Origin of the sequence: Sphingomonas pituitosa NBRC 102491 (assembly GCF_001598435.1) — a bacterium.
GTDB lineage: Bacteria > Pseudomonadota > Alphaproteobacteria > Sphingomonadales > Sphingomonadaceae > Sphingomonas > Sphingomonas pituitosa.
Genome location: NZ_BCYY01000007.1, coordinates 56,302 through 77,202 on the forward strand (window position 1 = coordinate 56,302; position 20,901 = coordinate 77,202).

The 20,901-nt window shown below is 67.0% G+C and carries 19 protein-coding genes; 14 read left to right on the top strand and 5 right to left on the bottom strand.

All coding sequences use genetic code 11. The features are described 5' to 3' along the window. Positions 1–131: 131 nt before the first annotated feature. Entirely contained in the window at positions 132–548 is a 417-nt protein-coding gene (locus tag SPI01S_RS08270; RefSeq protein WP_084253331.1) for a flagellar assembly protein FliX, read from the bottom strand. An 84-nt stretch (positions 549–632) separates the two neighbouring features. Between SPI01S_RS08270 and SPI01S_RS08275 the strand changes: the two genes are divergently transcribed. From SPI01S_RS08275 to SPI01S_RS08290, 4 genes are all read left to right on the top strand, one after another. Then, the gene (locus SPI01S_RS08275) at positions 633–1,736 is read left to right on the top strand and encodes a flagellar basal body P-ring protein FlgI (protein ID WP_066720999.1); all 1,104 of its coding nucleotides are present in this window, start codon (positions 633–635) and stop codon (positions 1,734–1,736) included. Continuing rightward, on the top strand, positions 1,736–2,044 hold the full coding sequence (locus SPI01S_RS08280; protein WP_157084611.1) for a rod-binding protein: 309 nt from the start codon (positions 1,736–1,738) through the stop codon (positions 2,042–2,044). Before SPI01S_RS08275 ends, SPI01S_RS08280 begins: the two co-directional genes overlap by 1 nt. Continuing rightward, complete coding sequence (locus SPI01S_RS08285) at positions 2,041–2,466, top strand: hypothetical protein (protein WP_066721002.1); 426 nt, start codon at positions 2,041–2,043, stop codon at positions 2,464–2,466. Before SPI01S_RS08280 ends, SPI01S_RS08285 begins: the two co-directional genes overlap by 4 nt. 279 nt (positions 2,467–2,745) lie before the next feature. Beyond that, positions 2,746–3,258, top strand: coding sequence for a PEPxxWA-CTERM sorting domain-containing protein (locus SPI01S_RS08290; protein ID WP_066721003.1), 513 nt, complete (start codon positions 2,746–2,748; stop codon positions 3,256–3,258). A gap of 78 nt (positions 3,259–3,336) precedes the next feature. On the opposite strand, the gene SPI01S_RS08295 is transcribed toward SPI01S_RS08290, so the two are convergent. Both SPI01S_RS08295 and SPI01S_RS08300 read right to left on the bottom strand, forming a co-directional pair. Continuing rightward, a complete protein-coding gene (locus SPI01S_RS08295; protein WP_157084612.1) occupies positions 3,337–3,753 on the bottom strand; it encodes a flagellar basal body protein in 417 nt (138 codons plus the stop codon). 3 nt (positions 3,754–3,756) lie between these two features. After that, positions 3,757–6,534, bottom strand: a complete 2,778-nt coding sequence (locus SPI01S_RS08300) for an NHL repeat-containing protein (protein ID WP_066721005.1) — start codon at positions 6,532–6,534, stop codon at positions 3,757–3,759. A 90-nt stretch (positions 6,535–6,624) separates the two neighbouring features. Here SPI01S_RS08300 and SPI01S_RS08305 point away from each other — a divergent pair, with 90 nt between their 5' ends. The 3 genes from SPI01S_RS08305 (at position 6,625) to SPI01S_RS08315 (ending at position 9,481) form a co-directional block, all read left to right on the top strand. After that, complete coding sequence (locus SPI01S_RS08305) at positions 6,625–7,659, top strand: flagellar motor switch protein FliG (protein ID WP_066721073.1); 1,035 nt, start codon at positions 6,625–6,627, stop codon at positions 7,657–7,659. A gap of 13 nt (positions 7,660–7,672) precedes the next feature. Next, positions 7,673–8,320, top strand: a complete 648-nt coding sequence (locus tag SPI01S_RS08310) for a FliH/SctL family protein (protein WP_066721007.1) — start codon at positions 7,673–7,675, stop codon at positions 8,318–8,320. Positions 8,321–8,386: 66 nt separating this feature from the next. Then, entirely contained in the window at positions 8,387–9,481 is a 1,095-nt protein-coding gene (locus SPI01S_RS08315) for a catalase family protein (protein WP_066721009.1), read from the top strand. A gap of 42 nt (positions 9,482–9,523) precedes the next feature. On the opposite strand, the gene SPI01S_RS22645 is transcribed toward SPI01S_RS08315, so the two are convergent. Then, positions 9,524–10,297, bottom strand: a complete 774-nt coding sequence (locus SPI01S_RS22645) for a polysaccharide deacetylase family protein (RefSeq protein ID WP_066721012.1) — start codon at positions 10,295–10,297, stop codon at positions 9,524–9,526. A 606-nt stretch (positions 10,298–10,903) separates the two neighbouring features. Between SPI01S_RS22645 and SPI01S_RS08325 the strand changes: the two genes are divergently transcribed. The 7 genes from SPI01S_RS08325 (at position 10,904) to SPI01S_RS08355 (ending at position 19,736) form a co-directional block, all read left to right on the top strand. Continuing rightward, complete coding sequence (locus SPI01S_RS08325) at positions 10,904–11,857, top strand: glycosyltransferase (protein ID WP_169804483.1); 954 nt, start codon at positions 10,904–10,906, stop codon at positions 11,855–11,857. 262 nt (positions 11,858–12,119) lie between these two features. Beyond that, positions 12,120–13,724 carry a flagellar basal-body MS-ring/collar protein FliF gene (fliF, locus tag SPI01S_RS08330; protein ID WP_066721018.1) on the top strand — a complete coding sequence of 535 codons (1,605 nt, stop codon included), beginning with the start codon at positions 12,120–12,122 and terminating at the stop codon, positions 13,722–13,724. Between the two features lie 11 nt (positions 13,725–13,735). Next, a complete protein-coding gene (fliN, locus tag SPI01S_RS08335) occupies positions 13,736–14,095 on the top strand; it encodes a flagellar motor switch protein FliN (protein ID WP_066721020.1) in 360 nt (119 codons plus the stop codon). Continuing rightward, the gene (locus SPI01S_RS08340) at positions 14,095–15,426 is read left to right on the top strand and encodes a sigma-54-dependent transcriptional regulator (RefSeq protein ID WP_066721023.1); all 1,332 of its coding nucleotides are present in this window, start codon (positions 14,095–14,097) and stop codon (positions 15,424–15,426) included. Before fliN ends, SPI01S_RS08340 begins: the two co-directional genes overlap by 1 nt. Positions 15,427–15,448: 22 nt before the next feature. Then, positions 15,449–17,530: a flagellar biosynthesis protein FlhA gene (gene flhA / locus SPI01S_RS08345; protein WP_066721026.1), complete on the top strand. Its 2,082-nt coding sequence runs from the start codon at positions 15,449–15,451 to the stop codon at positions 17,528–17,530. A 78-nt stretch (positions 17,531–17,608) separates the two neighbouring features. Beyond that, entirely contained in the window at positions 17,609–19,057 is a 1,449-nt protein-coding gene (locus SPI01S_RS08350; RefSeq protein ID WP_066721034.1) for a flagellar hook-length control protein FliK, read from the top strand. Positions 19,058–19,073: 16 nt separating this feature from the next. Beyond that, the gene (locus SPI01S_RS08355) at positions 19,074–19,736 is read left to right on the top strand and encodes a flagellar hook assembly protein FlgD (RefSeq protein WP_066721037.1); all 663 of its coding nucleotides are present in this window, start codon (positions 19,074–19,076) and stop codon (positions 19,734–19,736) included. Positions 19,737–20,363: 627 nt separating this feature from the next. Here the strand turns inward: SPI01S_RS08355 and SPI01S_RS08360 are convergent. Further along, the gene (locus SPI01S_RS08360; protein WP_066721040.1) at positions 20,364–20,765 is read right to left on the bottom strand and encodes a hypothetical protein; all 402 of its coding nucleotides are present in this window, start codon (positions 20,763–20,765) and stop codon (positions 20,364–20,366) included. Positions 20,766–20,901 lie beyond the last annotated feature (136 nt).

Below are 20,901 nucleotides of genomic sequence, written 5' to 3' on the forward strand. Positions count from 1 at the left end.
GTCTTTGTAGAGACTTATCCAAGTAGTTCATTTGGGGAACATGCCGCCGGCCGACCCACGTCTCGCACTTTACTGCAGCGCAGCAAATGCTTGCGGCTGCAATTGCATCTCGAACCGAGACGCGCGCGTATTCAGACCTGGATGTCGAGCTTGGCCAATTCTACGCGCACCCGTACGTCGATTTCGCGCATCAGCGCCGCGAGCTCGGGCTCGGGCGGGGTCGGCACGGTCTGCGACCATTCGACGATCTCGCGCAGCCGCGCGACATTGGGGGTGCCTGCAACCAGTTCCTTGTGCAGCCGATCCAGCGCATCGATGCCGCGTTCGACATCGCGGGCCTGCTTGCGGCGGCGCTCGGCGATCGGGTTGTTCGCCGCGATCGCGACCAGCATCTGCACGCTGGTAGGCGGTGTCGCCCCCGGCGTGGGCAGCGGATGGGGCAAGGCGGAGGCCTGATCGTCGAGCCGGTTCACCAGGCCGGGCACAGACTTGGGCAACGCCGCCAGCAGGTTGCGCGCCATCATCGGTGACAGGCTGTCGATACGCACGAAATCAGACCCTCGCGAGCCTTGTTGGCTCTCCTCTTCCTATAAGACGAGTAGCGTTAATTTTCCACTTGGCCCGAGAGGTTTATGTATCGTCTCTCCGCATCGTTCCTGGCGCTCGCGCTGGCCTGTGTCGGCGCGCCCCAGGCGATGGCCCAGACCCGGATCAAGGACATCGTCGACGTCGAGAATGTCCGCGAAAACCAGCTGGTTGGCTATGGCCTCGTGGTCGGCCTCGCCGGCACCGGCGATCGCATCCGCAATGCGCCCTTCACCGAGGAATCGATGCAGTCGATGCTCGAGCGGATGGGCGTTAACATTCGCGGCACGCAGATGCGCACGCAGAATGTCGCGGCCGTCTCGATCACCGCGACCATGCCGCCCTTCTCGCGTTCCGGCTCGCGGATCGACGTGCAGGTCTCGGCGCTCGGCGACGCGACCAGCCTGCAGGGCGGCACGTTGATCGCCTCGTCGCTACGCGCGCTGGACGGCGAGATCTATGCGGTCGCGCAGGGCCCGGTGGCCGTGTCCGGCTTCAAGGCGCAGGGCGCGGCGGCGAACGTGAGCCGCGGCGTCACCACCTCGGCGCGGATTGCCGGCGGGGCGATCGTCGAGCGCGAGGTACCCTATCAGCTGCGCTCGGCAAACAGCCTCAAGCTCGCGCTGAAGAACCCCGATTTCTCGACCGCCGACCGTATCGCCCGCGCGATCAACGGCCGCTATCCCGGCGCCGCGCAGATGCTCGATCCGGCGACCGTCGAGCTGCGTCCGACCGGCCAGTTCGCCGGTTCGGTGATCGATCTCGTCACCCAGGTCGGCGACCTAGAGGTAAAGGTCGACCAGCCGGCCAAGGTGGTGATCAACGAAGCCTCGGGCACCGTGGTGATGAACAGCGATGTGCGGATCACCCCGGTGGCGATCGCGCAGGGCGGCCTCACCATCTCCGTCACCGAAACACCGCAGGTCTCGCAGCCCGGGCCCTTCTCGCAGGGGCAGACGACGGTGGTGCCGCGCACCCAGGTGCAGGTGAACGACGGCAACGGCGCCAGCCTCGCGGTGATCAACGGCTCGTCGCTGAAGGCGCTGGTCAGCGGGCTCAACACCCTCGGCGTGTCGCCGCGCGACCTGATCACGATCCTCCAGGCGATCAAGACCGCCGGCGCCCTCCAGGCCGAAATCGAGGTACAGTAATGACCGACACCACGCCCCTCCCCCTCGCGGCCGCAGGTGCGACCACCCCGGCCAAGCCGCTGCCGAAAGTGGATCCGAAAAGCGCCAAGACGGCGCAGGAATTCGAAAGCGTGTTCCTGGGCCAGATGACCCAGCTCATGCTGCAGAGCGTCCAGCAGGACGAACAGTTCAGCGGCGGCAACGGCGAAGAGATCTTCCGCGGCGTGCTCGCCGAGAAGCTCGGCGCCGAAATGGCGCGCCGCGGCGGCATCGGCCTCGCGCCCGCCGTTCTCGACCAGATCCTCAAGCTTCAGCAAGGACAGAAATGATCACTCAGCTCGTCGATGCGATGATTTCGCTCACCGCCCTGATGGAAGAGGAAAGCGAGCGCCTGGCGCGGACGCCCTATATTCCCGAACTGGGTGAAATTGCCGATGCCAAGCTCCGCCTCGCCGGCCGGATCGAAGCCGAAGTCGCCCGCCTGAAGCGCGAGAATCCGGAAGATTGGCTGGAGACGCTGGAGCCCGACGTACGCGAGCAGCTCTCGGATGCGAGCCGCTCGTTGCGGGACGCATCGATCGTCAACTCGCGTATACTTTCGCGTCAGATCGAATTGTCTTCCGAAATGATGGCAGCAATTGCAGCAGAAGCGCAACGCCTGACCGGAAGTCGCACCACCACCTACAGCGCGTGCGGCGGACTATACGGCATCGACGCACCGGCGCCGATCTCGGTAAATGCGCGTTTGTGAAGGTATTTTTGATTCGCTGCAGCGCGCAATGAGCGCTGCAGCGCGGAATATGTCTGTCTCATTTCAGGGCGATTTGCAGTTCGATCTGGATAAAAAACTCTTCATAACTCCTTGTTTTGGCTTGGTTTTTTAACGGTATATTTTCCGTCAACTATAACCTAGCAAAATCAGTGCGTTCGTTTATAAGAAACGGACAGCACGTATGGGAAGAAGAGTGTTTCCTGCCTGGACACATCGGGCAGCTCTCAACGGCTGTGTGATAGCGTTAGGGAGGTGTGGATGAACAAGTTCAAGAGTTTGATGATCGCGGCCGCGACGGCGGCTGGCGCGATCAGCATGGCGGGCACCGCGCAGGCGGCAACGGTCGTTTGCGCCGATTCTGCTGCGGCTGTCTGCAGCTTCGACGGCTCTGCCGGTGGCTGGAGCAATATCAAGGTCGACAAGAAGACCACTGTCGCCCAGGCGTTCTCGCTGCTGCTCAACGCACCGGGCACCCTGAGCGTGACCATCACGTCGAACTACCTCGACCTGGTGAGCCTCTCGTTCGGTGGTGTTACCCTCACCGGTATCACCAAGGGCCTGACGTACCAGTTCGCAGTCATCCCGTCGAACACGCCGCAGCTGCTGACGGTGTCGATGAAGAACACCAAGAACGCGGCTTATGGCTACAGCTCGCAGCTGGACTTCGCGGCGGTTCCGGAACCGGCCGCCTGGGGCCTGATGATCGGCGGCTTCGCCATGGCTGGCGGCGCGCTGCGTCGTCGCCGCCTCGCGCGCGTCGCGATCGCCTGATCGCACGCTTCCGCGTGAAAACGAAAAGGGCCGCGAGCATCGCTCGCGGCCCTTTTTGCTGTCCGCGAGAGCGGGGCGTCAGCCGCCGGCCTTGCCCAGCGCGGTCTTCAGCAGCACCATCTGCTTGCGGTAGATATTGGTCATCGCGCTGAAATCGGCCTGCACCTTACCCATCTTGAGCAGCTGGTCTTCCAGCGTGACGTTGTTGCCGTCGGGCTTGGTCTCGGTCACGTCCTTGTCGAACACCAGGCCGCTGCCCACGGGCTGCACCGCGCCCAGGTTCTTCATCGTGCCGGTCAGTTCGACGCGCGGCTTGGCAATGCTGATGCCGCCCGCGCCCTGGAGCAGATCGCCGAAGTTGGGCTCGGAGACGTCGCGCGACTTGTAGCCGGGCGTTTCGCTGTTCGCGAGGTTCTGCGCGATCACCTGCTGGCGCTGCGACAGATTCTGCATCCGCATCTGGATCGCGGAGAAGATGGTGGGCATGTCGGACATGGATCAGAATCCCAGGGTTGTCGGGGTGCCGGCGGAGAGCCGCGACAGCGCCGCCTGATAGTTTTTCAGCTGTGCCTGCTCGACGGCGGTCGATGCGCCCTTCTTGCCCGACTTGTTCGTGCCGGAGCCGTCGACGAACGCAGCCTTGCTGTCATCCCAATATAGAGAGCGATAGGCGGTCTGCGTCATCGAGACCGCATCTTTGATCTTGCCCAGCGCCGCCTTGGCATTGTCGATCGAAGCGAGGCTCAGCGCCTCCGTCAGTTCCAGACCATAGTTGCCGCCCGGCTTCACCTTGGGCGGCGTGCCGAGCACCACGGCCTGGTTGGCGATGCGCTGGGGCTCCATCCCCAGTTTGGCGAGGGCGTCGGTCTCCGCGCTGCCGGCAATCAGTTCCAGCTCGTGCCCCTGCTTCATCGAGATGCGCAGCGACTGCACGCCGTCGACCGTCGTGGCGCTGACGGTGCCCTTGGAGGCGCCGATCATGCCCTGGATGCGTTCGGCGATCGACTTCAGCGTGTCGTCCTTCTCGATCGTCACGCGGCGAACGGCGTAATTGTCCGCCTTGATCGAGAAATAGTCCCCGGCACGCAGCGTGGTCTGCGTGGTCACCTTGTCCGACACGCTCGGGTTGAGCACCCCGCGATTGAAGCCAAGCGCCGACAGCGCCGTGCTGCCGCCCTTGTCGGCGGCGACCCGGACCGGCTCCATGCGGGTCTGGACCTGGCCGAACTGGCTGGTGTTGGCGATCGCGCCGGTGGCGGCATCGATGCGGGTCACGAACCCGTCGACCGGTCCGCGCCGCGGCGCGCCGAGATCTCCCGTGGTACGGCCGCCCGCATAGATGCTGTCGCCCATGAAGGCGATGCTGTCGATCTGGTCGTCCTCGGTGGTGCCGACATAGGTGGTGGTGGCACTGGTGAGGTTCGCGTCGATCCGCGTGACGAAGCCGTCGCGGCCGGCGCTGAGCCCGTTGGCCTGCGTCCCGGCGATGGCGGCACTGGTCGCGCCGCCCACGCCGATCGTGCCATCGTCCGCCACCGCGAGTGCGCGCGCATCCGCGGTGCCGAGGCTGAAGCTGCCCAGGGTGGTCGACAGCGCATTCGCCTGCAGCTTCATCACGCTCGCCACCCCCTGGCTGGAGACCAGGGCCAGCAGGTTGCCGTCCTTGTCCATCGCCAGGCTGTTGATGGTGTCGCTGCCGCCGGTGTTGATCGTGCGGCGCTCGGCGATCTTCCCGTTGGCGTCGATCCGCGCGATCATCGCGTCGCCGCCGTCCTTGTTGGCGATGCGTCCGGCGACGAACACCGAACCGTCCGCGCCCACCGTCACGGCGCGCGCGCTGTCCATGTCCTTGGAGACGACGAGGGTCGAGAATTGCTCGTCGCCATTGGCGGCGTATTTCGCAACGGCCATGTCGCCGTCGGCGGTGATGCCGTTGAAGCTGCCGGTCACGGTGCCGGCGACGACCACGCCGCCATCCGGCGCGAGCGAGACCGAAGCGCCCGTCGCGGAGCCGGAGGCGCCCAGGTTGCGCTGCCACACCACCTTGCCGGCGCTGTCCATCTTGGTGAGGAACAGATTGTCGTCACCATCGGAAAGGTTCGCGCCGAGATCGCCCTTGGTCGTGCCGACCACATAGCTGAAGCCCTGCGCGTCGGTGACGCTCGCCGCCGCAGTTGTGCTGGCATAGACGTCACTGGTCTTGGTGGTGTTGAGCTTGACCTTGCCGTCGGGCCCTTCCACCGCCGTGGTGACGTTGGTCGTCTTGCGGGCGACGACGTTCTGCTCGGTCCCCTGCCGATCCAGCGCCTGGATCGTCCCCATCGTGACCTTGCTATTGTCACCCGCGGGATCGTTGAGGCGGAACACCTGGGTCGCGGTCGGCGCGTCCAGCGGCGTCTGGCCGGTCGTGACGACCAGCGAATCCTTGGCGCCCACCTGATCGAGGCTCACCTGCTCCAGGCCGTCGGGCGTGTTGAGCTTCAGGCTCCACATGCCGTCCTTGAATTCCGGCTGGAACCGCGCGTGCCATTTGCTGACCGGCTCGCCCTTGCTGTCGGTCAGCACGGTGCCGTCGGTCTTGGTGGCGAGCACCGAGCTGATCTGCGCGTTGAGCGCTTCGGCGACCGAATTGATCGTCGGCGGTTGCGGCCCGGTCGAGAGATCGACCGTGAAGCTCTGCGACTGGCTGCCGCGCTTGATGTTGACGACGAACTGCTCGTTGCCGGTCAGCCCCGGCAACGGGTCCGACGCCTTCTTCACCAGCGGCTTGCCCTTGGTATCATACAGGTTCGTCGCGGCGAGCTCGCTCGTCTTGACGGTCGAGCTGGGCTTGCCGAAACCGAGGTTGATCTTGTCCGAGGGCGAAGTGACCAGATAGTTCTGCAGGTCCGACAGGCCCTTGGCGAAGACCTTCTGATATTGGGCGCGCTGCGCGTCGGACGTGGTCTTGTCGCTGGCCGCCTCGGCGAGCACGCGCAGCTTGTCCAGCGCCTTGAACGCGGTGAAGCTGGTCTGCACGTCGTCCGGCAGCAGCGCCCCGTTGCTGTCGCTGGATACCGGCTGAATCAGCGTGCGCGCGGCGAGGATCGAGGTGAGCTGGGAGGAAGTGGCGGTGCCGTCCTTGTCCTTCCAGGGCGGCGCGGTCGGCGCGGTGTTGAACAGGGCCTTGGCCGTGCGGACGGCCTTGCTCTCGAAAGTCGGCATGGCGCTCGTCGCGAACGAGTTCTGCCCGGTGAGCACACTCAGCCCGATCAGATTTGCCGATAAATTAACCATGATCCGATCCGTCCCTTCCCCATTCATTCCTATAATAGAGGAGAGCGCGGCCTTGCGGGTGCGCGCGGACCATTTTCTGCAGGGATGAGCATGGCTTCTGTCGCCACGGTGGGTGAACCGCCCGAACTGAAGAAATTCTCGGGACCGCAGCGCGCGGCCGCGCTGATGCTCGCGCTCGGCAAGGAGCATGGCGCGCCGATCTGGGACCAGCTTTCCACCGACGAGATCAAGGAGCTTTCCTCGACCATTTCCAACCTGGGGCGTATCCCCAGCGTGGTCGTCGAATATCTGCTCGTCCAGTTCACCGGCGAAGTGGCGAGCATGGCCTCGCTGCATGGCAGCTACGAAACGACCGAGCGCCTGCTCGCCGGCATTCTGCCGAACGACAAGGTGAAGGAGATCATGGAGGATATCCGTGGTCCCTCCGGCCGGACGATGTGGGACAAACTGTCCAATGTCTCCGAAACCGTGCTGGCCGGCGCGCTCAAGCAGGAATATCCGCAGACCGTCGCCGTGATCCTTTCCAAGCTGCGCCCGGACCATGCAGCGCGCGTGCTCGCCGAGCTGCCGCGCGAATTTGCGGTGGACGTGATCATGCGCATGCTGCGGATGGACACGGTGCAGAAGGAAGTGATCAATCAGGTCGAGCAGACGCTCAAGACCGAATTCATGACCAACCTCTCCCGCTCGCAGAAGCGCGATCCGCACGAGAGCATGGCCGAGCTGTTCAACTCGCTCGACCGCTCGACCGAGGAAGCGATGCTCACCGCGCTCGACGCCAAGGCGCCGGAAAGCGCCGAGCGCATCCGCGCGCTCATGTTCACGTTCGAGGATCTCGCCAACCTGCTGCCGCCGGCGATCGCCTCGATCGTCCGAAATGCCGACAAGCGCGAGATGGCGCTGGCGCTGAAGGGCGCACCGGAGCAGCTGAAGACGATGTTCTTCAGCGCGATGACCGAGCGCGCCGCCAAGCTGATGCGCGAGGACATGGCCGGCATGGGCCCGGTGCGTGCCCGCGATTGCGAAGAGGCGCAGTCGAGCCTTGTTCGCCTGGCCAAGGACCTTGCCGATCGCGGCGAGATCCTGCTGGTCGATCCCAAGTCCGACGATGCAATGATTATCTGAGGAGCATGGCAGCATGAGCATCCATGTCGAGCGCTTCGCCTTCGACCGCGTGTTTTCGGCCCCGGTGCCGGACAAGAAGCTGGTCAACGAAGACGCGCTGATCGAACTCGCCGCGCTGCGCGCCGAAATCGCGCTGCTGAAGGCCGATCAGGAAGCGGTGATCGCCCAGGCCCGCGCCGAGGGCTACGAGGCCGGGCTTGCCCAGGCCCGCTCCGAGCGGGAAGTGGCGCTGCTGAGCGCGGTCGACGCGCTGCACGCCGGCATCGAAGTGATCGATGCGCAGTTCACCGAAATCGCCGAGCGGGTGACCAGCGAGGCGACCGAAGTCGCCCTCGCCGCCGCCGACCACATCGCTGCGCGCGCCATCGAGCGGGCGCCTGGCGACGCGATCGACGCGGCGATCGGCCGGGTACTCGGCCAGGTTGCGCGCGGCACGGAGCTGCAGGTGCGCGTCCACCCCGATCTGGTCGAGGACATCGAGGCCAAGATCGCCGACCGCCAGTCCAACGACCGCCGCAAGCTGAGCCTCACCGTTGCGCCCGACGCGACGCTGGCCATGGGCGACGCGCTGATCAACTGGGACGAAGGCGGGCTCGCGCTCAACGCGCAACAGCGCCGCGACGCGGTCGCGGCCGAGCTGGAAAGCCTGTTGCTGCACTAGGCAGCGAGCGGAACGGCACCATCGACCGGTGGTTGATCCCCTTCGCAATCTCGAAGGGAATCCACCATGCCGCAGCCTGTCCGTTATTCGCCCTCCGTCGAACAGCCGCAGCCCGACGAGGCGGAGACGATCGCCGGGCTGAAGGCGCAGTTCGAGAAGATCCTCGACACCACCTCCGAGGACTATCAGCACGCCGTCCGCTCGGTGCATGCCAAGGGGCATGGCCTTGCGCGGGGCACGCTCACCATCGCCGAAGGCCTCCCGCCGGAACTGGCGCAGGGCCTGTTCGCCACCCCCGGCAGCCATGAGGCGATCCTGCGCTTCTCCACCAATGCCGGCGACATCCTGGACGACTCGGTCCGCCTGCCCCGCGGCGCGGCGCTGAAGGTCCTCGGCGTCGAAGGCGCGCGCCTGCCCGGCAGCGAGAGCGACACCACGCAGGATTTCGTGATGGTCAACGCGCCGGCCTTTGCCGCGCCCGACGCCAAGAAGTTCCTCGGCAACCTCAAGCTGCTCGCCGGCACCACCGACAAGGCCGAAGGCGCGAAGAAGCTGCTGTCGGCCGTGCTGCGCAGCTTCGAGGCGGCTATCGAGGCGGTCGGCGGCAAGTCGGCGCTGCTCAGCGCGCTGGGCGGCGCCCGGCCGGTGCATCCGCTCGGCGCCACCTATTACAGCCAGACGCCCTATCGCTACGGCGACTATATCGCCAAGTTCCAGCTGGTACCGGTGTCCGGCATCCGGGACTTTGCCGACGCGACGATCAACGCCACCGGCCGTCCCGACGCGATCCGCGAGGCGGTGAACGAGCTGCTGCTCGAACAGGGCGGAACCTGGGAGTTGCGCGCGCAGCTCTGCACCGATCTCGAGAAGATGCCGGTCGAGGACGCTTCGGTTGCGTGGGACGAGGAGGAAAGTCCCTACCGCACCGTCGCGACGCTGCACGTCGCGCCGCAGACCGGCTGGGTCTACGGCGAAAGCGAGCGGATCGAGGACCAGCTATCCTTCGCGCCCTGGCACGGCCTCGCCGCGCACCAGCCGCTCGGGGGCGTCAACCGGGCACGGAAGGTGCCGTACCAATTCTCGGCGGACTATCGCGGCCGGTTCAACGGCTGCCCGATGCACGAGCCGCGCGCGCTGGACGAGCTCACCGCCAGGGCCTGACCGACAGGGGTCGTCGCGCCGGGCGGCCCCAGCTTCGCGCGATCAGCCGGAGGCGAGACGCCGCATCTGCATGCCGACCGTGTCGGTGGCGAGACCACTCGCCAGCACCATGTCGAGCAGCAGGTCATGCTGCACTGCGGTAACGGCGCCGTCGCTCTCCGGCCCGCTCCCGATCTGGTGGAACACCAGGATCGCCCAGCGGCGCTCCGCGCGCGCCCGCTGGAGATAATTGAACACGTCCAGCGGCGTTGCGTCATACCCTATCGCCAGTGCCTGGAGGCGAAACGGGTGAAGCCGCGCCCATGCCGCAGGGTTCGGCGGCCCTTCGCTGTTCCGGCCGCTCTGCATGCCCAACCCGCGCAGCATCGCTTCGTAGCGCGCGCGCTGCACGTTCGGGGTGCCCGCTCCCAAATCGGTCACGTCGCAGGGGAAGGCGAAATCGCGCGCCCTGCCCGGCCCCGCGACCCGATCGAGCCACGCATCGAGCGGCCGAAACTCGCGATCCGCGAAAGTCTTGGCATCGAAGGGGCTGATATTGCAGGGATGATGAACCGTATGCGCGCCGAGTTCGTGCCCGCGCCCAGGCAGCCTGGCCCACTCCGCGATGCGCTGAGCGATGTTTTCCAGCGTCACGTAGAACGTGCCCCGCAGCCCGCGCCGTTCCAGTGCCGGCACGGCTACGTCGAGGTGCGAGGGCAGCCCGTCGTCATAGGTGATGCTCACCGCTCCCGCCGCGGTCGGCGCGGCGGCTGCCGGCCCGGAGGCGAGCACCAGCGTCGCCAGGCCGGTAGCGAAACGGCGTCTGTCCACGTGCATGTCGTCTCCATCGGCGCGGCTGTAGCGCTCGGGGCATAAAGCCGTGCCTTGGCCGCGATCGCCGCCGTCCGCAACCGTCCGCAACCGTCCGCAATGGCTGGTTGCGCTCGCGCCGGTCCGACCGTTTTTTTTAAATCGCGGTAACGGACTGTAGCGGTTTTTGTGCATTGCACCCCTTGCGTCTTGCGAGGGTCGTGCTTCTCCACTATGCGTCGCGCTTGAGGGAAGAACGATGTGATGTACCAGCCAGATCATGTCGCGTGCGCTGAAGAACGCGTCTGACCGCCAGTTGCCCGGTCCTGCTTGGCCTGGGTTTGTGCTGACACCACGATTTTTTGAGCTTGATCGCAAAGACAAGGGGGGCGCATGGAGGAGTTGATTTCTCTTGAGCGCGGTCAAGACGGGCAAAGCCTGTTTTCCGCGCTTACGTTCATGGATCTCGACAACGTCCGAGGCCCTGGACGGACCTGCTCCCTCATCCTCGATCAGTTTCATACCGCAGGTCTCAAGGCCGAGCTGCTGACGCCGCGCGCGAACCGCCCGCTGGCGCCGGAGGTTTCGGTGCGCAGGACCTTGCCTGGTCCGCTGCGATCGCTGCCCTGGCGCTTGACCCGGGGCTATGCGAAGAGCTCGCTCCAGCGCAGCTTTTCCAGGGCGCTCAAAGCTGCCGACCCGGAAAAGGTAATCCTCTATTTCTGGCCGCACGCGCCGCTTTCGCTGCTGCGCGAAGCCCGCGCGCAAGGCTTCGTGATGGCGCGCGAGATGATCAACAATCCGTGCCGGACCGCCAAGCCCCTGCTCGACGAGGCCTATTCGAAGCGCGGATTGGGAGAATATCCCTTCATCACGTGGGAAAAGGTTGCGGCCGAGGACGAGGAACTCACCTATTTCGACCTCGTATTCGCGTCGAACATCGAAGTAGAAAAGTCGCTTCGCCAGATCGGCGTTGCGGATCACAAGATCAAGCCTGCGGTCTTCGGCTACGATTCCCACGCATTCGCGGATGCGCCGGCGCGGCAGAGCGAAGGTCGGCCGGTGCGCTTCCTGTTCCTCGGGACGATGGAAGTGCGCAAGGGGTTCCTCGATCTACTCGACGCGTGGAAGCTTGCCGACCTGAATGCCGAGCTCTGGCTTGCCGGTCATGTCGACCCGGTGGTTGCGGGGCCGCTCGCCTCGGCCATGGAAGGTGGGAAGATCCGCCAGCTTGGCTTCGTGTCGGATGTCGCGCGCCTGTTGAGCGATGTCGACGTTTTCGTGTTCCCCACCATCGAGGAAGGCGGCCCCCAGGTCACCTGCGAGGCCGCGGCGATGGGCCTGCCGACGATCACCACCAAGATGGGGGTGGGCCGCCTGGTGCGCGACGGCGAGAACGGCCTCGTCATTCCCGCCATGGACCCGCACGCCCTCGCCGCCGCGATGACGCGACTGGCGGACGACAAGGCCTATCGCGAAGAGCTCGGCCAGGCGGCTGCACGGGAAGCACCGCAATTTTCCTACGAGCGCGCCGGCCACGGCCGCGGAGAGACGCTGGTCAACGCGATGCGCGCGCGCAGCGCTTGACCCCGTCCGCCCGGGACGTGTCCCCGGGCGGCATGCCACGCCGCAGGCGCCGTGCCCCCGGCGGGCACGGGAGCGATGCTGCCATGCGGCATTGCCCCCAAGGGGCGTTCGCCGGATCGCACCCGCCCCGGGCAGCATGATAGTATCCCGACGACTGCTAGGCAAAAAATTCCCACCCGGCAGAAACTGCCGCTCCAAGCCCTTCCTATAAGTCCAGTAACAAGGGGCATTCCGCGCCCCGTAGCTACTGCATGGGGCGGCTTTGGAAGCGATCAAGAATCTGGTGACGCAACTCGGCACCAAGCGGCTCGCGATGATGGGGGGCGTGGCGTTCGCCTTGCTGGCGGCGCTGACCTTCGTGGCGATGAGCAGCTCCAAGTCCAACATGGGCTATCTCTACACCGATCTCGATCCCGCCGCGGCATCGACCATCACGGAGAAGCTGAAGGCGCAGAACGTGCCCTACACGCTCTCGGCCGACGGCACCGCGATCATGGCGCCCGAGGACAAGCTCGCCGAACTGCGGATGAGCATGGCCGGCGAGAAGCTGGGCGGCAAGATCGGCTATGAGGTGCTCGACGAGGAACAGCCCTTCGGCGTCTCCGCCAGCCGCGCCAAGATGAACGAGACGCGCGCCGTCGAAGGCGAGCTCGCCAAGTCGATCCAGACGATCCAGAACGTCACCGCCGCCCGCGTCCACATCGTGATGCCCGAGCGCGCGATGTTCGCGAACGAGAGCCGCAAGGCCACCGCCGCCGTCACGGTGAAGACCAAGGGGCATATGGGCTCGGAGCAGATCGCCTCGATCCGCTACCTCGTCTCCTCCTCGGTGCCGGAGCTTTCGCCCGACGCCGTCTCGGTCGTCGACCAGACCGGCGCGCTGCTCGCCCGCGCGGGCGATCCCGACACCGCCGCCGCCGGCGATGCCGACGAGCGCCAGCACGCCGTCGAAGGCAAGCTTCGCGACGAGATCGAGGCCCTGCTCCAGCCGATCGTCGGCGAGGGGAAGGTTCGCGCCGAGGTTTCCGCCCAGATCGACCGCGACCAGACCCGCGAGGAATCGAACATCTTCGATCCCGACAAACAGGTCGTCGCCCGCCAGGTGAGCGTCGAGACCGGCGACCAGAACAAGGAAAGCGACGCGGGCCCGCAGACCGCCTCGGTCGCCAACCAGATGCCCGATGCCAAGGCCAATCCGGGCACCCCGGGCAGCTCGCGCCAGTCGGCCAGCAACCAGACGTCGGAAGACACCACCTATTCGAACAGCTCGACCAAGACGGTCACGCTGCGCTCGCCCGGCAAGGTCACCCGCCTCACCGTCGCGGTGATGGTCGATGGCGGCGTGAAGGGCCTGCCCGCCGACCAGATCCAGCGCCTGCAGCGCCTGGTGGAGAACGCCGTCGGCATCGACACCCAGCGCGGCGACAGCGTCGTCGTCGAGAGCATGCCCTTCTCGGCGGTGCCGGTGGACGATGCCAAGGAGAGCATCTTCTCCAAGCTGCCGATGGACCGGATCTGGACCTTCCTCCAGCTCGCGCTGATCGCCGGGGTCGGCCTGCTCGCCCTGCGCATGCTCAAGCCCAAGCCCGAGCCGCTGGCGATCGAACCCGAGATGACCCAGCTCGAGGCGCAGCAGCAGTCGGACGAGATGCGCCTGCTCACCGCCCGCGCTGCCGACGGCGATCCCGAAGCGCTGGAACAGCTCGAGCAGATGCAGGCCACCGAAACCGCACTGCTCGATCAGGAAATCGCCCTCGCTCAGGTGGATGGGCGGATCAAGCTCTCCGCCCTCAAGCGGATCGGCTCGGCCATCGCGGCCAGCCCGCCCGAGGCCGCCTCGGTGATCCGCCAGTGGATGAACGCATAGGATTTTAGCAGATGACGATCGATCCCCACGACATCATCCCGTCGGACGGCCCCGAGCCCCAGCCGGCTTCCGTCCCGGACTTCGAGGACTTCGAACTGCCGGGCAGCACGCCCGAGGCCCATGGCGGCAGCGCCGGCCTGGAAGCGGTGCACGACGTACCGGTCAAGGTGCAGGCGGTCCTCGGCCGCGCGCGGATGCCGATCGGCGACCTGCTGGCGCTCAGCTCGGGCACCGTGCTTGAGCTGGACCGCCGGGTCGGCGAACCGGTCGACATCTTCGTCAACGATCGCCTGATCGCCCGCGGCGAAGTCGTCCTGATCGATAACGCGCTGGGCGTGACGCTCACCGAAATCGTTCGGCCCGATCGCTGATGGCAAACCCGATCCGCATGCTCCTGATCGGCGCACCCGGCAGCGAGTTCCGCCTCGCCGCGGAGCTGGCGCGCAGCGCCGGCGCCGAGGTGGCGATGGCCGACACGCCCGACGACGGGCTGGTCGAGCTGCGTCAAGGCGGTGCCGACCTGGTGATGATCGACGTCGAGGCCGACATTGCCGGCTTCATGGCGAGCATCCGCGCCGAACGCTTCACCATCGCCGTGCTGGCCTGCGGCATCGACGCGCCGGCCGAACGCGCGGTGGCGGCGATCCGCGCCGGTGCCCGCGATTACGTCCCCCTTCCCCCGCAGCGCGAGCTGATCGCGGCGGCCATCGCCTCGGTGGTCGAGCGCAAGGCGCCTGCCTGGATCGGCGGCCACCCCGCGCTCGCCCGCGCGCTGTCGCTCGCCGCCGGCGTCGCGCCGAGCGCCGCCCCGGTGCTGATCACCGGCGAAAAGGGCAGCGGCAAGGAAATGATGGCGCGTGCGGTGCACGATGCCTCGGGCCGTCCGCAGCCGATGCTGGTCGCGGAGTGCTCCGGCGTCGCACCCGACGTCATCGAGTCCGAGCTGTTCGGCCATGAAGCCGGCGCCTTCCCCGGCGCCGTCGCCCGCCGCATCGGCCGGCTGGAAAAGGCCGGCCACGGCACCGTCCTGCTCCGCGAAGTCGGCATGCTGTCGCCCCCGCTGCAGGCCAAGCTGCACGACGTGCTCCAGAAGCAGCAGTTCCGGCGGCTCGCCGGCAACGAGGCAATTCCGTTCCACGGTCGCCTGATCGCTACGTCGAGCCTCAACCTCGACGCGCTGGTCGATAGCGGCACGTTCCGCGCCGATCTGCTGGTGCGGCTGGGGCTGGTGCGCGTCGAGGTGCCGCCCTTGCGCGCCCGAGGGGAGGACATCCTCGCGCTGGCTCGCTATTTCGCCAAGCGCCACGCCGAAGTCGACGGCCTGCCGCCGCGCGCCTTCACCGATGAAGCGCTGGCGCTGCTCCAGCGCTATGCCTGGCCGGGCAATATCCGCGAACTGGACGAGACGGTGCACCGCGCCATCCTGCTCGGTCGCGGCGCCGCGATCGTGCCGGGTGATCTGGTGCGCGCCGACGGCACGCCGCTCGCCGAGCTCAACGCGGAGACCAATCCCCTGGACATCAACAGCCTGGTCGGCCGCACGGTGGAAGAGGTGGAGCGCGAGCTGATCCTGCAGACACTGGAGCGCTGCCGCGGCAACCGCACCTCGGCGTCGAACATCCTCGGCATTTCGGTCCGGACGATGCGCAACAAGCTGCGCAGCTTCATCGACGCCGGCATCGCCGTCTCGCCCGCGCCCTGACCTCCATTACCGGTAGCAGCCCATGCCTCCCGTCGTCCTGAAGTTCCTCGACCGCATCGGCGCCAACCGCGACATGGCGCTGGCCGGCGGCGTGCTCGCGATCATCGCGATGCTGATCCTGCCGATGCCGGGCTGGATGCTCGACATGGGGCTTGCCCTGTCGATCACCATTTCGGTGATGATCCTGATGACGGCGCTGTTCATCGAGAAGCCGCTGGAACTCAGCGCCTTCCCGACGATCCTGCTGATCGCGACGATGCTGCGGCTGGGCCTCAACCTTGCCTCGACGCGCCTGATCCTGGGCCACGGCCATGAAGGTCCGGATGCCGCCGGCGGCGTGATCGGCGCCTTTGGCGAGTTCCTGATGGGCGGCGAGACGATCATCGGCCTGACCATCTTCATGATCCTGGTGGTGATCAACTTCGTCGTCATCACCAAGGGCGCCGGTCGTATCGCCGAAGTCGCCGCGCGCTTCAGCCTCGACTCCATGCCCGGCAAGCAGATGGCGATCGACGCCGATCTCTCCGCCGGCATGATCAACGAGGAACAGGCCAAGCAGCGCCGCGCCGACGTGGAGGCCGAAAGCGGCTTCTACGGCGCGATGGACGGTGCGTCGAAGTTCGTGAAGGGCGATGCCGTCGCCGGCCTGCTGATCACCGCGATCAACATCGTCGTCGGGCTGGGCATCGGCGTGATCGAGCACGGCGTTCCCATTGCCGAGGCGTTCCGCACCTATACCGTGCTCACCGCAGGCGACGGCCTGGTCAGCCAGATCCCGGCGCTGATCGTGTCGACCGCGGCGGGCCTGCTCGTCTCGAAGGGTGGCGTGACCGGCAAGACCGGATCGGCGCTGGGCGACCAGCTCGGCCGCTATCCCAAGGCGTTCGGCATGGTGTCGTTCCTCATGGGCGCGCTGGCGCTGATGCCCGGCCTGCCCTTCGTGCCCTTCGCCGCCTTCTCGGCGCTGTCGGGCTGGGTAGCCTGGGAGATGTCGCGCCGCTCGACCGCCAAGGCCGCGCGCGAGCGCATCCAGGCCGCGCAGGAGGTGGCGCAGTCGCAGGCGGTCGAGCAGCCGATCTCCGAGACGCTGGCGATCGACGCGGTCCGCATCGAGATCGGCTATGCCCTGCTGCCGATGATCAACGACGACACGCGCGAACCGCGGCTCGACGACCAGGTCCGTGCGCTGCGCCGCCAGATGGCGACGGAGTACGGCTTCGTGCTGCCGTCGGTGCGGATCATCGACAATATGGGCCTGAAGCCCAACGAATATGTCATCTCGATCAAGGAGACCGAGGCGGCGCGCGGCGACATCCGGCTGGAGAAGCTGCTGCTGATCAATCCGGGCGGCGGCCCCGTCGGCCTGCCCGGCGAGCAGACCAAGGAACCGGTGTTCGGCCTGCCCGCACTGTGGATCGATCGCGAGCTGCGCGACGAAGCCGGCTTCCGCGGCCTGACCGTGGTCGATTGCGGCACGATCATCGCGACGCACCTGACCGAGCTGGTGAAGGACAATATTGCCGATCTGCTCTCCTACACCGAGACGCAGAAGCTGCTCACCGAAGTCCACAAGGAATCGGAGAAGCTGGTGGCGGACATCATTCCCTCCAAGGTCTCGGTGTCGAGCGTCCAGCGCATCCTGCAGAACCTGCTGGCCGAGGGAATCTCGATCCGCGACATTCCGACGATCCTCGAAGGCATCGCGGAATCGGCGCCGCTCTCCAACAATCTCACCACCATCACCGAGCATGTGCGCAGCCGCCTGGCCCGCCAGATCAGCGCGTCGCAGGCGCGCGGCGACGCGATCCCGGTGGTCACGCTCTCGGCCGACTGGGACCAGGCGTTCGCCGACAGCATCCTCGGCGCGGGCGACGACCGCCAGCTGGCGATGGCGCCCTCCGCGCTCCAGCAGTTCATCGGCGCCGTGCGCGAGACCTATGACCGGCTGGCGCAGGACGGCGAGATTCCCTGCCTGCTTACCAGCCCCTCGATCCGCCCGTTCGTCCGCTCGATCATCGAACGCGTGCGCCCGGCGACGGTGGTGCTGTCGCAGAACGAAATCCACGCCCGCGCCCGCATCCGCGCGCTCGGGGTAATTGGCTGACCCGCAACGATCGGCTCCGGGGTTGTCCTATAATGGTTTGGAACGGCCTTCTTCCGGCCGCGCGCACGAGGCGACTGCATGAACGTCACGAACATCGGCTTCCCCTTGTCCACCCCCGCTTCTCAGGGGGGCATTGCGGATGCCGCCGCCGGGACCGGCTTTGCCGGATTGCTCGGCACGCTGCCGGGTGACACCGGACAGGCGCCGGTCGCGCTCGGCATGCCGGACATGAGCGCCGCGCTGCTGACCGCCCAGACGAACGCGCCGCTGCTCCCCGGCACCGCGGCTCCGGCCAGCGCGCTGCCTGGCGATCGTCCGCAGGTGGCGTTGGCACAGTTGCTCGCCACGTCCGCGCCGGGGGCGATGACCCAGCCGGTGGCGACCGGCGGCAACCCGCTCGCCGATGCCGTTGCCAAGGCACTCGCCGATGCCCAGGGCAAGGCCGCCGATGCGCCCGTTGCGACGGATGCCCTGCCCTCGACAACCGCGCAGCCCAAGCCGGCCGCGGCAACGCCCGCGGCTGCAATCCCCGGCAGCGACGAAGTCGCCGCGGCGCTGGATGCCGCCATCGCGCTCCCGGCCGAAGCCGCCGAGCAGCCCCAGCCCGCAACGCCGATCAAGACCGCGGCAAAGCCGTCGCGAGGCGGCAACGCGAAGGACGCGGCGCTTGATCCCGCCGGCGCCGCGCTGCCCGCACCCGAGGCCGCCGCAGTACCCGTACAGGCGGTTGCCGTGGCCATCGCCCAGCCGCAGCCGGCCGCACAGCCTGCAACGCCGCAACCCGCCGCGCAGAACAAGACCAGCGGCGTCGTGGCCCCCCGCTACGCCAAGACCGACGCGCCCGTTGGCAGCGACGCCGCCCCGGCCCAGACCACCAACGACAAGATGGCGGATCTTGCCCGCGCGATCGGCACCCATTCGCAGGGCGGCGCTACCGACGGCGGCGCCAAGGGCGATAATGGCCAGCAGTCCTTCGGTCAGCAGCTCGCCGCCGCCGATACCCACACCGCCGGTGCGATGCCCGTGGCCGGCGCCCACGCGCCCTTCGCCGCCACGGCGCCGAGCGCTGCCGCAGCGCCGGCCGCAGAGCCGGTCATCAATGCACGCCCCGGCGAACTGGGCCGCAACCTCGGCGTCGAGATCGCCCGTAAGGTCGATGCCGGCGAGGACACGCTGCGCGTCCGCCTGAACCCGGCGGAGCTCGGCCGGGTCGAGGTGACGCTGGCGTTCGACGACAAGGGCCGCGTCCAGGCGACGATGCGTGCCGAGAGCCGGCATACGCTCGAGCTGCTCCGCCAGGACGCGCCCGACCTGGGCCGCGCGCTGGACCAGGCCGGCATCCGCAGCGATGCGAGCAGCTTCCGCTTCGAAAGCCGCGACGGCAGCACGGGCAGCGGCGGCAACGGCCAGTCCGGCGGGCAGCAGCAATCGCGCGGCGGCAGCCAGCAGTTCAACGACGAACCCGAAGTCCAGGCCGCAGCCTATCGCCCGATCCGCGGCGACGGGCAGGTCGACCTCATCGCCTAACGCTCAGGAGTAGCGCATGACCCTCGTCTCTTCCGCCACCGCCCCGACCACGGCACAGGGCGCCGCCGACGCTGCCAGCTCCAAGCTCACGGCCGACTACAACCTGTTCCTGAAGCTGCTGACCACCCAGATGCAGAACCAGGACCCGATGAATCCGATGGACAGCGCACAGTATACGCAGCAGCTCGTCCAGTATTCGCAGGTCGAGCAGTCGATCACCCAGAACAAGACGCTCAATTCGATCCTGTCGGGTCTGAACATGACGTCGCTTACCACCAGCTCGTCGATGATCGGCCAGCCGGTGCAGCTGGATTCGGACAAGGCCGGCCTGAGCGCCACGGCGCCGGCGCAGTGGGAGTGGAGCGCGCCCAACGCCATCACCAAGCTCACCGCCACGCTGACCGACGCGAAGGGCACCAAGGTCGATACGTTCAACCTCGACGTCAAAGGCACGTCCGGCCAGTTCAGCTGGGACGGCACCACCAGCACCGGCACCAAGTACACCGACGGCCTGTATCAGCTGACGCTGAGCGGCACGACCGATGCAGGCGCCAAGATCACCACGACCGCGAAGGCAACCGGCAAGGTTACCGATGTGCAGATGCTAAATGGTGCGCCCGTGGTATCGGTGAACGGCGCCCAATACCCGACCAGCATGATCTTGCGCATTGCAAAATAGCTATCGCATTTGATGTTGCCGCTTATGGAACGGCCCCTAAGTACAAATCCTGTACCTCGATAATGTGGGTTTCGTTTCTCTCTCGACCAAATTTGCGATATAACGAAATCAGAAGCAGCGAGGACGTTCCGATCCCCTCACGATCCTCGCGCTTCCCAATTTGCCGGGCACCCCCCGCTCGGCATGGCGGCAGGTCAGTTCCCCCCAACTGGCCTGCCGCTCGCATTTGTGCCGATGCGCCGCGGCGCCCCCGGCGCGGCATCGCCGCCCCAGGCCTTCCTGCACAGCAGGGCTCCGCAGTCCCTTCCCCACCGGTGAACGACCGGAAATCGCGGACCGCGATCGCGCGGCGACGCAGCGTACGAGCGACCCGCGCCGGCTCGTCAGCAGCCCCTGCCCTGCCCCCCCCCACCGCGAGAGCGGCAGCCATAGACCCTTTCCGAAACAAGGCGGCACGCTTCTGCGGAGCGGCGTAGGCGGGACTGTACGCCCCTGGGCGGCGGTCGCCCGCGTGTGTGATCGACGCTGGGGAGGCTGGCGGTACGCGCGCGCTCGTGCCTGCAGGCCGGGGAGGAAGCGGGCGCACGACATGCCGGGCCGCAGCCCGGCGGCGCGCCGGCGTCGTCGTCAGTGGACGCGGGCTTCCGCCCGGCGGGTCAATTCGCGCGCATGGGCGGCGACGATGCACAGCTCGGCATAGAAGCGATCCCAGAAGGGTGCGGCGATCTCCAGCCCGGCTGTGCCTTCCTGGCTAAGCACCAGCGCCGCGCTGGGGTCCAGTTCGAGCCGGAAGCGGGTGGCGAACATGCCGTCGACATGCTCGTCGGGCAGGCCCTGAGGGACGGACAGCCGCGCCGACATGATATAGCCGGCCAGCACGTCCACGCCGTACCCGTCGAGCAGGATGCGAGGGCGTCCCCCTAGATCGGGGCGCTCGACCACGACCAGCGCGCCCGAGGGATGCTCTTCGACGCTGACGCGCAGGCGCCCGCCAAAGGCATCGGTGATTTCGCGAATCCTCGGAAACAACGCCGATCTCCCAGTTTCCCATCATTATAGAAGCGGAAACCATATTACCCGCGATGAACGCGGGCAAAAAAAAGGGGCCGGGATGGCGTACCATCCCGGCCCCCGCAAGCCTTCGGCCCCCCAGGGTTGGGGCCTT